9 protein-coding genes are annotated in these 15,512 nt (G+C 38.7%); 4 read left to right on the forward strand and 5 right to left on the reverse strand.

Annotation, left to right across the window (positions count from 1 at the left end; all coding sequences use genetic code 11):
• Positions 1–161: 161 nt before the first annotated feature.
• The 3 genes from P1K33_RS08990 to P1K33_RS09000 all read right to left on the reverse strand — a co-directional run bounded on the left by P1K33_RS08990 (position 162) and on the right by P1K33_RS09000 (position 7,269).
• Positions 162–4,703: a DUF8696 domain-containing protein gene (locus P1K33_RS08990; protein WP_284652615.1), complete on the reverse strand. Its 4,542-nt coding sequence runs from the start codon at positions 4,701–4,703 to the stop codon at positions 162–164.
• A 172-nt stretch (positions 4,704–4,875) separates the two neighbouring features.
• Positions 4,876–5,502, reverse strand: a complete 627-nt coding sequence (locus P1K33_RS08995; RefSeq protein ID WP_284652616.1) for a response regulator transcription factor — start codon at positions 5,500–5,502, stop codon at positions 4,876–4,878.
• A gap of 51 nt (positions 5,503–5,553) precedes the next feature.
• On the reverse strand, positions 5,554–7,269 hold the full coding sequence (locus tag P1K33_RS09000) for a tetratricopeptide repeat-containing sensor histidine kinase (protein WP_284652617.1): 1,716 nt from the start codon (positions 7,267–7,269) through the stop codon (positions 5,554–5,556).
• A 159-nt stretch (positions 7,270–7,428) separates the two neighbouring features.
• On the opposite strand from P1K33_RS09000, the gene P1K33_RS09005 reads away from it, so the two are divergent.
• From P1K33_RS09005 to P1K33_RS09020, 4 genes are all read left to right on the forward strand, one after another.
• Positions 7,429–8,703 carry a metal-dependent hydrolase family protein gene (locus tag P1K33_RS09005; protein WP_284652618.1) on the forward strand — a complete coding sequence of 425 codons (1,275 nt, stop codon included), beginning with the start codon at positions 7,429–7,431 and terminating at the stop codon, positions 8,701–8,703.
• A gap of 89 nt (positions 8,704–8,792) precedes the next feature.
• On the forward strand, positions 8,793–8,975 hold the full coding sequence (locus P1K33_RS09010; RefSeq protein WP_284652619.1) for a CAL67264 family membrane protein: 183 nt from the start codon (positions 8,793–8,795) through the stop codon (positions 8,973–8,975).
• Between the two features lie 46 nt (positions 8,976–9,021).
• Entirely contained in the window at positions 9,022–10,716 is a 1,695-nt protein-coding gene (ettA, locus tag P1K33_RS09015) for an energy-dependent translational throttle protein EttA (protein WP_284652620.1), read from the forward strand.
• Positions 10,717–10,849: 133 nt separating this feature from the next.
• Positions 10,850–13,000: a response regulator gene (locus P1K33_RS09020; RefSeq protein ID WP_284652621.1), complete on the forward strand. Its 2,151-nt coding sequence runs from the start codon at positions 10,850–10,852 to the stop codon at positions 12,998–13,000.
• Here P1K33_RS09020 and P1K33_RS09025 read toward each other — a convergent pair.
• Together P1K33_RS09025 and P1K33_RS09030 are read right to left on the reverse strand one after the other, a co-directional pair.
• Positions 12,997–14,250: a DEAD/DEAH box helicase gene (locus P1K33_RS09025; protein WP_284652622.1), complete on the reverse strand. Its 1,254-nt coding sequence runs from the start codon at positions 14,248–14,250 to the stop codon at positions 12,997–12,999. The two genes, P1K33_RS09020 and P1K33_RS09025, sit on opposite strands and share 4 nt — an antisense overlap.
• A gap of 139 nt (positions 14,251–14,389) precedes the next feature.
• Positions 14,390–15,427 (reverse strand): formimidoylglutamase, encoded by a 1,038-nt coding sequence (locus tag P1K33_RS09030; protein WP_284652623.1) that lies wholly within the window; start codon positions 15,425–15,427, stop codon positions 14,390–14,392.
• Between the last annotated feature and the right edge of the window lie 85 nt (positions 15,428–15,512).

Below are 15,512 nucleotides of genomic sequence, written 5' to 3' on the forward strand. Positions count from 1 at the left end.
ATGTGCAATAATAGGAGAGAAATCAATAATTATTGTATTTCAACTTTTATGGCATATTAATTAGATATAATAAAAAAAATCAGAATTATTTTTATTAAAAATCAAAGCCTCAGTTTCGTTTCCGAAAAGAGGCTTTGATAAAAAAAAATACTCTGGGTTAATTATCGTTTTACTACACGAAGTGTTTTTACTTCTTCATCTTGTGTAATTACTACATTATAAACACCACTTGGATATTGATCTCCAATGGTTGTTGTTTCCATTTCAGAAACGTTTGTTTTTCTCTGTTCGATCAATCGCCCTACCATATCATAAACTTTAATGTCAATAACTGTTTCACTTTCAGTTCTAACTTCAATCATAAAGCTTTCTCCAAATGGGTTTGGATAGGCTTTTGCTTCAAATGGCATTTCGATCAATTCTGTTTTGGCCGGGAATGGAACGATTAACTGACAATCTTTTCCGGAATAATAATTGCCAAACAACATGACATCAACATAAATGGAGTAGGTTGCTCCTGGAGTTAACGGACTTAAAGCGGCAAAATCATTTAGCCTGAAAAAATTATAGGTATGCTCTACTGATTGACTATATCCCGTATCGTTGTATAGCGTAAATCGATACATACTGGTGTAGTTTACTATATTAGCATACAATATAGTACTCATGCTGGCCGGTGTAATTCCATCTTCGTCACAAGCCGTCATAAAGGCTTCCGGTGCCGGTGGTGTTGTAATCGTACATGGTTCACCATATACTCCCCAAATTTCTTCACCGTCAATCAATACTTTTGCTCTTGCTCTAACGATATAATCAGTGTCGTAAGTTAGTGGTAAAGCATTTGGCGCACTACCAGCCATTATCATTGAGAAGTTGTTGTAAAATCGGGTAAACTCTTTAACAACACCTGGGTTAGAGGCCAATGCAACTTCAAATTGATAACCGATGGCGTAACTCACAGAATTACAAGCAATAGATGACGACATCGAAGTGATGGTTCCGCCACAATGAACCAATTTTGTATTTGGAATCGAAGGTGTTGAAATGATGCATGGAGCACTAAAAGGCTGTTGCTCTCCATTTACAACTGCAGCTACCATTACCGAATACTGGCTGTTATAAGCAAGAATATCAGTCATTCCAAGATTAAAGTTTCTGAAGGCTCTTGGTAAATCAACGGTAACATGTGGCATTACAGACAAATTGGTTATCCTGAACAGATATGACACTGCATACGGTCCCGAATATGTTGCCGCAGATGCTGTAATGGTTGTTTTTGCTTTTGGTAAAGTATTACCACAGAAACTTGGCAATATACTTGTAAGCGCTGGTGGGCAACCTTCTGAAAATAGACCATCACAATCATCATCAATGCCATTGAAACAAATTTCTGTTGCATTTGGATGTACAGCCAATTTAGTATCATCACAATCAGAGTTATTGGCAACATATCCAACAGGTTGTGTACAGGATAAAATCGTAACATCAGGATTTCCATAACCATCATTGTCTGAATCTTGATACCATGAATCTGGGATTAAAGTTACAGTATGTGATGCAGTAGCACTACATCCGTTGGCACTGGTACCAGTTACGGTATAGGTTGTTGTTGCAGTTGGTGAAACCGTGATATTAGGAGTGCTGGCCAATTCGTAATAATTTTTAATAGAGTTTTCAACCAAAGCACGATTCGCATTAGAAAGCACAGAATCAAATAGCATCACATCGGTAAAATCACAATCTGAATATTCGCCATATAAACCACTTCCATTCAACTGAATTCCCTGCGGACCGCTAACACCATTGGAGTTATTTTCCAGTAATATTCCATTCTCATAGAATTGGGAAGTGTTGCCATCACTGGCCCCTGAATAGATATAGAAATTATTATCTGCAGGAGGATTACCGGGATTAGAAGTTAACCATCCATCAAAATAAGCCTGCCCTTTGGCACCGCCCCAAAATCCTAAAAGCCAGTTGTTACTTGTGGCAGAGAGTACCCGTTGACGTTCACCACCGGTTTGACGGGCACCATAAATGGCAGTGTAGGAAGGCGCATAGTAAGTTAGATTATATAAAAATTGTTCAAAGGAGAAATGCAAAATAGGTTTTTCTCCTCTTATAGTGAAGGATGGCTGATAAGATATATTATTATTAGACACATCGCCACCGCTACCTGATTGATCATATAAAGTTACACAATATCCTGTGGCTCCATTTAGCCAAGTGTTTATTGCAGCCATATCTAAATGATTACCGCTAAAGCCAAAATCCATTTCAGCATTATCTGTACTTCTTCTCAAGCGGATACAAAATCCTGCATAACTGCTTTTTAGTTTGCGTAGCCCTAAAGCCAACGTAGCGTTGGTCACTGTATTCAATGGAGGTGCTGAAGTTGTATTATAGATGTTCCAAACATAATTGTCAGCACCGTTTCCGGATAATGTTACCGACTGTCCGCAGGAAACAGTAGCGTTACCGGTTATATTTACCATAGGCGCCTGAATCACATTGACCACAACGGGTAATGAAGAAGTACTCACAAAATCAGGAGCATTTGTAATTTGGACGCTATAATTTCCTGCTGAAGAAACGATAATACTTTGAGTAGTAGCTCCGTTAGACCATAAATAACCTGGACCGGCGCTCGCGGTCAAAAGGACAGTGCTATTGTCACAAATTGTTGTCGAACCACTAGCAGTTATTGTTGGGAGAGCCGGATGGAAAGAAATAGCGCCAACTGAAAGTCCAACGCCTTCAGTAGTTTTAAACTCTACCTTGTCGTTTGGACCCAGAAATCCTGTCCAAACATTGGAATGGAAATCACAACAACCGGTGTCAATCCAAACTCTGGTGCCATTAATCCAAAGTTCGGCCCAGTCATCATGGGTATCAATGTCAATACTGTAATAACCACTTGGGAAACCTTGACGCTTGGCGCTCCAGGAATGATTGTCAACCCTAACAAAGCAACCCTGATATCCGGGAGCCGCAGATGGAGAACTGTTTAAGCCCCATTGGTTCTGGGTATTAAAATCAGTACCTGAAGCGGTATAATATCCTGCATAATTGGCATTCCAGGCTTGTCCGTCATCATAGCTGTCTCCTGTATTCCAGGCGTACACATTCCAAACATTATTCCCAAAAACAGTTGGGTTGCCCACCGGAGGTAATACCTCAATTGTTACCGTGGCCGTTGGAGCACAAGCAATATTTGGATTAAAGGTATAAGTTGTGGTCGCTGTATTATTAAATGCCGGTGACCAAGTGCCTGAAGCGCCTTCTAAAGAAGTCGAAGGCAATGGAAAATCAACAGTTCCGGGACAAACCGCGGAAATCGGTTCAAATGTTGTGGTATCGGCTACTGTAACTACAATGTTTAAGCCATAATTACCGGTATTGATGTAATAGCCTTCAACAATTACATAAACATAGCTACGTCCAAATATATTGAGATCGATGGTAGATTGAACTCCACAAGAATCATCATTATAGGCTAACAGCGTGGCTCCGTCTTCAGCATAAACACGTAAGACGCTATCGTAATTGGTTCCTGTACAAGTGTTCGCGCTTAATCGCATGGCACAAGATTCTAAATTCACTTTATACCATACATCAGGTGACAGAGCGCCTGTTGTATTAAAGAAACAATTGGCAGCTAAATTGTTTCCCGAAGTGGTATAATTTCGTGTAGAAACATTGATGGCATTGGCCATTGTAGCACCGGGAGGATTATTAATGGTTACTGTAGCTGCGCTTGAAACAGCTTCAGAACAAAGACCGGTGCTAACAACCGCCCTGAATTGTGTTGTTTCGGTTATTGGTGGCGTGGTATAAGTATCGGAGGTATTGGTTATTGGATTCCATGTAGCAAAAGGCACTGTAGCACTTTCCCAGCGAATGACCTGGCCTGTATTTCCGGCTAAGGATAATTGGGTACCGCTATTGTTGAAGCATAATGATGTGTCGCTATTAACCGTACCTCCAACAGCTGTTGGAGGTGTATTAAGCGTAACGGTTTGGGTACAGCTGCTTGAATTACCGCATACATCAACAGCAGTCCAAACCACAGAAGTAGTGCCCAAATCATATATTCCGCTGGCATCAGAAGTGTCGGTGAGATTGTTTGTAATCGTGTAAGGGGGTATTACATAGGTTCTAAAAACCAAATCAGATTCGTCATAGCCAATATTGCCACCCGGATAAGGATTTTGCCAATTAATTGGCGCCAGTATATTTGTTGATCCGATCATGATTGTATATTGATGACCGAATTCTACGTTTATAGCGGGGGTTAAAACATAACTGTTTGTAGTATTTAATTGGATAGATATCAGTTGCGAGTACCGCAAAGTGCCCGTTGGAGCTCCCGATGAAGATACTCCTCCATCATAAATCTCCAAGACGCCTGAACCATTACAACTTATTATACCTACATCAACTTGTTTCAGCAAACCGGTAATGCCTGCAGTAAAAGATTGACACATCGTGGAGCCAAAAAACATATTGATATTAGTCGATAAATTGGATTGATCCAGAACAGGTGAATTCATTTCAGGTCCTGGGACGCTGACTGTAGTAGCACAAGCGCTCGTTATTTCAATGTTGGCCGGACAATTGATAGGAGGAGCAACACATTGTGCAGTAGCGTAAAAACTAACAAGCACAAATACAAATTGCAAAAAAGTACTTTTGAATTTCATGGTTTTTTATTTAAAGTTGGTTTTGATAAGATTTTGTCTTGTAGGTTACAATAACAAATAAGTGCCGGGGGGATGCACATTAACAACTCAAAATAACACACTATTACTTACAACGACAATAGCGGTTTTCCCTGACAGAAATCAAAAAAAAAGAAATCGATAAATTTTAAGATTAAGCTTGTGACAGGTAGCCCAGTTTGGCCACTTCTCTAATCATACCGGCAACATTTTTAACATCAAGTTTAGCGAAGATGCTTTTGCGGTGGTTTTCTACCGTATTGACAGAAATATTAAGTTGTGTAGCAATGTCACTGGTGGTAAATTCTTTGGCGATAAGCTGAATGATTTCAACTTCACGTTCGCTCAAAGCATTGGGTTTGTTTTGAAAGCTTTTTTTGATCAGGAAGTCATAATCGTCGGGCAGTGAAATATGACCATCATAAACTTTATGGATAGCGGCCGATAAATCTTCCAAATCCTGATTTTTATTGACATAACCTCTCACGCCAACGGCTAAAAGATTTTCGACTAAAACAGCACTCGCCAGTGATGTGAAGGAAATGACTTTGATGGTTGGATAATTTTTACAGAGGTATTCATACACTTCCAATCCTCTGATTTCAATGCCAAGCAAATCCACCACAAAGATGTCAATTTCATTATTGATACTCAGATTTTCGTGCAGCTCAAATTTGGTCTTGGCAGTAAAAACCACCTCGATGCCTTCCTCTTCAGAGAGGAAACTCACCAAACTTCTCAAGACCACCGGATGGTCTTCAAAAAGAGCTACTTTTATCATTTTACAAATATTGCTATTTATTTAAAACTAAACCATAGCGGTTTTCCTTGACTATGGCAAGATAATCGAAAATGTGCAACCGCCCATTTTGTGATTCTCCACTTTGATATCTCCTTTGTTTTTCTGCATTAATTCATAAGACAGGTATAAACCAAGACCAAATCCCGATTCCTGATTGGTTCCCAATCCCGGACTTGTTACTTGCTTGAATAATTTATCCATTTTTTTTTCCGGGATACCGCTACCGTAATCCCTGACTTTAATGGCACCTTCGATGCAATACACTTCAATGATGCCATTTGGATTCGAAAATTTTAAGGCATTATTGATGATGTTTCTCAGCACAATCCTTAGAACCTCTGTGGGAAAAACAACTTTATCGTGCTCCAGGATGGCGTTGCGAACATTAATATTTTTTTCCTTGATTTTGGTTTCCAATTGTTTGATGACTTCTTCCACTAAATCGTTTAAATTGATTTCTGTTGTGCCGCTTACTTTGATGTTGAGCTCGGTTTTAGCCCAGTCGAGCAAACTCTCCAGCATTGCATCGGATTGTTCCAATTGTAAGCCGATTTCCTTGATATAGGAAGCAATGACCGGATTCTCGGACTTTTCTATTTCCTTGTTGGATAACAAAAGTTTTAAAGTGGTAATTGGTCCTTTGAAATCATGTGAGATTACCGAAAATATTTTCTGGTTCAGCACATTCAAACGAAGCAGTTCTTTGTTGTTTTTTTCAATTTGATCTTTTTGCAATGCCAATTCAGAATTGGTTGCTTCCTGTTTGCGCGAAAATTTAAAGAGATAAAAAATCAAAACACTAAATACCAAAATGGCGAATACAGTACCATATAAAATAATCCGTTGTCTTTTGATTACATCATTATTTTGTTTATTGATCAGTTTGAGCGATTCATTCTGCTGGGTTTTTAACTGATTCTGATATTTGGCTTCCAGCTCATCTATTTTCTGATTTCGCTTATTGAAGGCATAATCGTTTTCCAATTCCCTGATTTCATCCATCAGCATATTGGCTTCCTTGTACTTTTGATTGTTCTGAAGAATGCTGTATTTGGACATGCGGGTATTGATGCGATTGACTTCCAGTTTGCTCGAATCAGCTTCAGCAATGGCATGGTTCACTACGTTTAAGGCCTTTTTAAAATTGCCCATTTTGTCATAAACTTTGGCAATCTTATATTGTATTTCCGGGCTTTTCCATTCCAATTGGTATTCTTTGGTCAATTGATTGGCAATTTCATATTCAATTAAGCTTTTGGCATATTGGCCTTTCAGAAACAAACAGTAACCTAAAATGGAACTGTTGTCAATTTCGATATACAAACCGGAAAGATAAGGCTTGGCTTTAATCGCATATTCATAAGCCATATCATATTGCTGCATGGTGAAGTAATTGTCTGCCAAACTATAATAGATGAATTTGTTGGAGGAATCATCCCCTGAAGTCTTAAATTTCAATGCCTTTTTGCTACAATCAACAGCATCCTGATAACGGCCGATGTGTTTATAGTAAAGCCCTTTGCTGTAGTTTAATGTCTTAAGTTCTTCATTGGTCAGATTGTCATTTTGGGAAAATCGGTTCAGCATAATCAACATGCTGTCAACATCACTGTCACTTTCGAGATAACCATATTCTCTTTCAAAAGTGATTAAGCGTTTGGATTTTGCCTGAGAAAAAGCCGTCATTACCATAGACAACAACAGTATCATGGTGAAAAGATAATTTTGAGAAATTTTGGCTTTCATATGTTTCAAATTTAACAGAATTTCTCTATTAAAAAAAAATTGAGCATAATTAATAGCTTAAGAATCAATATCATCGATTAAAAAAACAATTAGTAGAGAAATCACTTAATTTTAAACCTGAATAAGAATTACTATCTTTATCAGTCTAATTGTATATCCATGAAAAAACTATTTCTCTTCGTTTCCTTATTTATTACCTCCGTTTTATTTGCACAGGAAACCTATATCCATTGTGGCAAGCTCATTGATACCAAAATCGGTAAGGTGTTTACCAATAAAACCATCATCGTTTCGGGTAAAACCATCAAAAGATTAGAAGATGGTTTTGTCAATCCGAAAGACAGCAGCACTAAGGTTGTCGATTTAAAAAACAATACGGTCATGCCGGGTTGGATTGACATGCACGTCCATTTAGAAGGAGAAACCAGTCCGTCAGCATATTTGGAAGAATTCACGCTGAACGATGCCGATGTAGCTTATAATGCGGAAGGTTTTGCCAAAACCACTTTGATGGCTGGGTTTACTACCGTCAGGGATTTGGGCGGAACTGGAGTGAATGTGTCGTTGAGAAATGCCATTAATAGTGGAAAAGTTATCGGACCGAGAATTTTTACAGTTGAAAAAGCCATTGGTTCTACTGGTGGTCATGCCGATCCTACGAGTGGTTACCGCAAAGATTTAATGGGCAATCCCGGACCAAAAGAAGGTGTGGTAAACAGTATTGATGATGCCAAACAAGCGGTTCGCCAACGCTATAAAAATGGTGCCGATTGGATTAAGATAACTGTAACCGGTGGTGTTTTGAGTATGGCCAAAAGTGGTTCTAATCCTCAATTCACCGAAGAAGAAATCGCAGCCATTGTAAGCACTGCCAAAGATTACGGAATGAAAGTCGCCGCCCACGCCCACGGCGATGAAGGAATGCAGCGCGCCGTAAGAGCCGGTGTAAAAACCATCGAACACGGAACAGAAATGAGTGAGGCAACAATGGACTTGATGATAAAAAACAATGCCTATTTGGTACCAACCATAACCGCCGGGAAAGCGGTAGCAGAAAACGCTGAAAAAGAAAATTATTATCCGGCGGTAGTTGTGCCTAAAGCTCGGGCTATTGGACCAAAAATTCAGGGAACATTTGCGAAGGCATATAAACGTGGTGTTCCAATTGCTTTCGGAACCGATGCCAGTGTTTTTGAGCATGGCCTGAATGCTAAAGAATTTATGTATATGGCTGAAGCCGGAATGCCGATAATGAAAGCCATTCAGGCGGCTACAGTAACCAATGCGATGTTATTGGATATGGATAAAAAAATAGGGGTAATCGAACCCGGTTTTTTGGCAGATATCATTGCCACCGAACTCGATCCGACACAAGATGTCAATGCAGTGATGAAGGTCGTTTTTGTGATGAAAGATGGTGTGATTTACAAGTAATTATTTAATTGAAATGAACTAATAATTCATAACTCATAATTTATAATTTTTACCTAAATTTGCTCTCCTAAAATTAAACACCACAAAATATGGGAATGAATAAAAATACAGTCCTTGGCTGGGCTACTTTTATTATGATTATCATGGGATTGCTCCTGATTGCTTTAGGTGCTTTCCGCTATGATGATACAGCCGGTTGGGGATTTGGCGCCGTTGGGGTTGGTTTCTTAGCCAATGCCTGGGTATTCAGTTCACTCAAAGGAAGAGTTTAAAAATCTCTAATGTTTCTAGTAATCCAATAATCTAAAAATCTAAAATATGTCAGATGATAAGAAAGTGATTTTCTCAATGCAACGCTTGAGCAAATCTTATCAAGGAAGTGATAAGCAAGTATTAAAAAACATCTATTTGAGTTTCTTTTATGGAGCCAAAATCGGGATACTGGGTCTTAATGGTTCGGGAAAATCTTCGTTGTTGAAAATCATTGCCGGCGTAGATAAAAACTACCAAGGTGATGTGGTTTTCCAACCGGGATATACTGTTGGTTATTTGGAACAGGAACCACAATTGGATGATACCAAAACCGTAATTGAAGTCGTTCGCGAAGGGGTTGCAGAAACCATGGCCATCCTTGATGAGTTCAACAAAATCAACGATATGTTTGGTTTGCCTGAAGTGTATGAAGATGCCGATAAGATGCAAAAACTGATGGACAGACAAGCTGATCTTCAGGACAAAATTGACGCTGCAGGCGCTTGGGAAATCGACAACAAATTAGAAGTAGCCATGGATGCTTTGCGCACACCGGAAGGTGATACGCCAATCAAACATTTATCCGGTGGAGAAAAACGCCGTGTGGCTTTATGCCGTTTGTTATTGCAACAACCTGATGTATTGTTATTGGATGAGCCAACCAATCACTTGGATGCGGAAAGCGTTCTTTGGTTAGAGCAACATTTAGCACAATATGCCGGAACGGTAATTGCCGTAACGCACGACCGTTATTTCTTAGATAACGTTGCCGGATGGATTTTGGAACTCGATAGAGGAGAAGGTATTCCTTGGAAAGGAAACTATTCTTCTTGGTTAGACCAAAAATCAAAACGTATGGAGCAAGAAGAAAAAGTAGCTTCCAAACGCAGAAAAACACTAGAACGCGAGTTGGATTGGGTTCGTCAAGGTGCCAAAGGCCGTCAGACCAAACAAAAAGCGCGTTTGCAGAACTATGACAAATTGTTAAACGAAGACCAAAAAGAACTGGACGAGAAATTGGAAATCTATATTCCGAATGGTCCAAGATTAGGGACCAATGTAATCGAAGCCAAAGGCGTAGCCAAAGCTTTTGGAGACAAATTATTATATGACAACCTAAACTTCACTTTACCACAGGCGGGAATCGTTGGGATTATCGGACCAAATGGTGCCGGTAAGTCAACTATCTTCCGAATGATTATGGGTGAAGAGAAAGCTGATGCCGGAGAATTTGTGGTTGGTGACACCGTAAAGATTGCCTACGTGGATCAGGCGCACTCCAATATCAATCCTGATAAATCAATTTGGGAAAACTTCTGTGACGGACAGGAATTGATTATGATGGGCGGAAGACAAGTGAATTCAAGAGCTTATTTATCTCGTTTTAACTTTGGCGGAAGCGATCAAAACAAAAAAGTAGCAACATTGTCCGGTGGTGAACGTAACCGTTTGCATTTGGCGATGACTTTGAAAGAAGAAGGAAACGTATTGTTGCTGGATGAGCCAACGAATGACTTGGATATCAATACACTTCGAGCTTTGGAAGAAGGTTTGGAGAATTTTGCCGGTTGTGCCGTGGTAATCAGCCACGACAGATGGTTCCTGGACAGGATTTGTACTCACATTTTAGCCTTTGAAGGTGACTCTGAAGTGTACTATTTTGAAGGTGGTTTCTCAGAGTATGAAGAAAACAAAAAGAAACGTTTGGGTACCGATGTGACACCAAAACGAATCAAATATAGAAAGTTGATTAGAAATTAACGAATTCTGTTGAAAATCCTGAGTAATCAGGATTTTTTTTTGAATAAAAACTTTATATTTGAAGTATCTAACTAACCCAATGAATAAGACTAAACTCCTTAGTTTACTTTTATTTTTACTGTTTTCCCTAACCATGGTTTATTCCCAAGAGAATAAAACGGAGAAAGCAGTAATTAAAAAATTACTTGATCAGGCAGTTGTTGATTTTGGTGATGCTGAATATGATAAGGCGCTGGAATCTTCAAAGCAGGCTTTGGTTAAGTCATTTGCTATTAATAACGATTTGCTAATAGCGCAATCCTATAATATCATTGGGGCCATCTTTAACGAATGTTCAGACTCGGCAAAAGCTATCGAGTTTTACAACAAAGCTTTAATTTACGCCAAGAAACTCAAGAATGACAAGATGCTCAACTGGATTTACGGAAACTTGGGCAGTGTTTATTATTTCAGTGAGATTGATGTTCCCAAAGGAATCAATTACTACAAAAAATCATTGTACTATGCCGTAAAGATCAAGGATACGGTTCAGATAGAATATACCAAGCTGAACTTAGCCAGTGCTTATTTTGCCATCGGAAAATATGATTTAGGCAATGACCAGATAGATGATATCAAAGAACAGGTTTTCAGGAAAGATAATGCAGAAGCTAAAATGTCATTGCATTTGTTATTGGGGATTTATGGCAGCAACAACAACCAAAAAGCCGAAAGCGAGGAGCATTTTTTTACCGCCAAAGCAATCGCAGAAAAGAATGAATTCAATTCCAACCTGATTAACATTTATGAGAATTTGGTCAGACATTATAAGTTGTATGATGACGATAAAAACATGCAGCTGTACCAGGCCAAATTAGATTCGCTAAATAAAGTAGTGTATTCTGAAGAGAAACTTGACAATCTTAAAAAAGCGGCTTCTCAAATTGAATTGCAGGAATACAAAATACAATTGGGCAGAATTGAAAAGGAAAATGAACAACATCAAAAGACCTTAAAGGATTCTAAGTTGATTGTAATCCTGTTCATCGTCATTTTGATTATTTTATTATTGCTTTTACTGACGTTGTATAAAAACATAAAGCTGAGAGAGCAGGCCAATTTTGAACTGATGCAAGCCAATGAAGCTTTGCAGGATGCCAAAGAAAAAGCAGAAGAAGCTTCCCAACTCAAATCCCAGTTTGTTTCGACCATTACCCACGAATTGAGAACACCATTATATGGCGTAATCGGAATTACTAATATCATTACCGATGAACATCGTGAATTGACCAATAGTCCGCATTTAAAATCACTCAAGTTTTCGGCCAAATACTTACTGTCATTGGTTAATGACATTCTTCAGATCAATAAGATTGAGGAGAAAAGAGTGGTTTTGGAGAATTTGATTTTTAATCTTACCGATGAAATCACTACTATTCAAAATTCGGTGGAATACATAGCCGATAAAAACAACAATAAGTTAATTATTGAAATCGATACGGCCATTCCGGAGTTCTTAATTGGTGACAAACTTCGGCTGTCTCAAATCATCATGAATTTAATGAGTAACGCTTTGAAGTTTACCAAGAACGGAGAAGTATCACTTTCCGCTGATTTGAAGCAAGTAGTTGATAAAAAATATTTCATCGAATTTAAAGTAAAAGATACCGGAATAGGAATTGCCAAAGAACATCAGCAAAAAATCTTTGATAAGTTTGTTCAAATCGAGCGCAAAGAAGAAGACTATCAAGGCACCGGATTGGGACTCTCAATCGTTTCCCGATTGGTACAGCTTTTTGAAAGTGAGATTCATTTGGAAAGCGAAGAGAATGTTGGGTCAACTTTTTATTTTACCATCGGTTTTGAATACGACGAAGAAAAATCAAGAGAGATTATCAATAACATCGAAGTGGATTTGTCGGATACACACATGCACAATATTTTGGTAGTGGAAGACAATAAAATCAACCAGATGGTGACCAAAAAGATCATCCAAAACAGCAATATGACTTGTACTATTGTAGATGATGGTTATGCTGCAATTGTAGCTTTGGAAAGAGAAAGATTTGATTTGATTTTGATGGATATCAATATGCCATTAATCAACGGGTTTGACACTACGAGAAGAATCAGAGAGAAAGGCATTATGATTCCGGTGATTGCGTTGACCGCTTTCGATAAGCAAGAAGTCACAGAAGAAGCCATTTCTGCGGGAATGAATGACATTATGGTCAAGCCTTTTGAGCCATCCAAGTTATTCCAGGTGATTACCAATAACATCAAAAACAAAGAAAGCGTTGATTAATACCAACGCTTTTTATTTTTTTTAGAAGTTTCTGATTTTCTCGACTTATTTTGTCCTTCAGGTTTCTTTTTATTTCTCAAATCAGGTTTTGCATTCGGATCCGGAACTTCGTCTTTCCACGGAAACGGATGGTCTTTGATGATTTTCACATTAACCTTAATCAGTTTCTGAATGTCTTTCCAGTAGGGTTCTTCGTCTTTTCCACAGAATGAAATAGAAATTCCGCCATTTCCGGCACGACCGGTTCTACCGATACGGTGAACATATGTCTCAGGAATATTGGGCAAATCAAAATTGATGACATAAGGCAGACTTTCAATGTCAATTCCACGCGCCGCAATATCTGTAGCAACCAAAACTGAGATTTCCTTGTTTTTAAAATGGTCTAAAACACGTTGACGTGCCGTTTGCGATTTGTCACCGTGTATGGCTTCGGCATTTACACCGTGTTTTTTCAAAGCTTTTACGACATTGTCTGCACCGTGTTTGGTTCTTACGAATACCAAAACATTGCTCAGGTTTTCATTGCGTATCAAATGATACAGCAAACCGCGCTTGTCTGATTTGTCCACAAAATAGATTTGCTGTTCAATGATTTCTGCCGTGGAAGAAACCGGAGTCACCGAAACATATTCGGGTTTGTTCAGAAAAGTATCGGCTAGTTCACGAATCGCCATAGGCATCGTCGCCGAGAATAAAAGCGTTTGTCTGTTGGTTGGCACCAATTTCACAATCTTTCTCACATCATTGATAAAGCCCATGTCGAGCATCAAATCGGATTCGTCCAAAACCAAAAAGTGCAAATGGTCAAAATCAACAAAACCTTGTTTGTGTAGGTCGAGCAATCTTCCCGGTGTTGCGATTAGAATATCAACGCCTTTTTTCAATTGGTCTACTTGTGGCACTTGAGAAACTCCGCCAAAAATGGTAAGTTGTCTCAGGTTGGTGTATTTTCCATACGTGTCAAAGCTTTCTCCAATCTGGACAGCTAATTCACGCGTTGGCGTCACGACAAGGCAACGGATTTGTTTTGTTTTTTTGGATGAACCTACCATTCTGTGTAGGTTGTGTATGATTGGAATAGCAAAAGCAGCTGTTTTCCCTGTACCGGTTTGGGCACAACCTACCAAGTCTTTTCCCGCTAAAATAAAGGGAATCGCTTTTTCCTGGATAGGTGTTGGGCTTGTATATCCTTCTTCAAAGACTGCTCTCTGAATACTATTGGATAATGATAAATCTTCGAATAACATAAATTGGGATTACGATTAAGTGTAAACCGCAGCAAAGATAAGGTTTTATGAGTTATGAATTAAGAGTTATAAGTTATGAGTTAAAATTCGGGATAAGGACAAGCGAAACAACTCATAATTCATAATTTATAACTCATAACTAAACGAGTTCTTTCCTCGACTTGATAAAATCTGTCACTAAATAACCTATCAATTTTCCGATAAGATGGTTGTTTTTTTCTTCGCCCAAATCGGGTGCGCCTTCGCAGATATGGATATAGGTCGCATTTTTATTTTTGCCAAAGAAAGAAACAAACTGACGCAATTCTTCAATCGAAAAACCGCTCATCGTCATGGCGCTGCTGGCAATATTAGGCAAAGCATCCAAATCGATTTCTATGCCGTAAGCGTCATTTTTGATAAAATCGTAAGCAGTATTCAGTTCCTGCTGGAAGTTTTTCTGCTGGCGTACCTTAATCTCATCATACGTATTGTAGTTTACGCGGTCTTCCATTTTTTTCAGGATGTCGATTACATTTTTGGAAGTATAGTTTTCATGTAAGCCAAAGATGAAATATTTTTTGAGGAAACCTTCTTCATAAGCATACGAAAAGCCATTCCCGCTGTGTCTTCCTTCCAATATTCTGAAATCGGAATGGGCATCAAAATTCACGGCATTGATGGGCTTGCCCAATCCAAGTGCGGTTCCTTTAATGTTTCCGTAAGCATTATTGTGTCCACCGCCAATGATGATTGGGGTTTTACCACATTTGATGATAGTCGTAACAATGTGCACTACTTCTTTATCGATTCTTTCAACTAGTGTGCTTAATAATTTTCTGTCAGCTGTTTTATGGAAATCGAGGTCTTTTGCTTCTTCCATTTCGGGTGTAGCATCCAATTTTCCCAACACCACAATCTGACTGCCTTTACAAAAACGATTGTGCTGAATATTGGCAATGCTGCTGATGGCGCTTTGCCAGGCCGATGCTGCTCCGGGACGACCAAAATTAGCGCGGACACCAACATCTTCGGGAATTCCCAGTAAAACATACTTGGCTTCGCATCTTTTGAGGAAGTCCACATAATTTTCATCTTTTGGGATTGTCAACATCTTTTCTCCAAATTTTACCTCGCCACTTCGGTGGTTGGTAACCTTTGCTAAGTCAGTAATTGTGAAAGGAATTAATCTTTCCATCTTGAAAAATATTTTCTCAAAAATATAATATAATTACTTATTTAACGTTAGTATGTTAAATATTATTAATTTTGTTAAAACAAAA

The sequence above is a fragment of the Flavobacterium terrisoli genome (genome assembly GCF_030167905.1).
GTDB classification, from domain to species: Bacteria; Bacteroidota; Bacteroidia; order Flavobacteriales; family Flavobacteriaceae; genus Flavobacterium; species Flavobacterium terrisoli.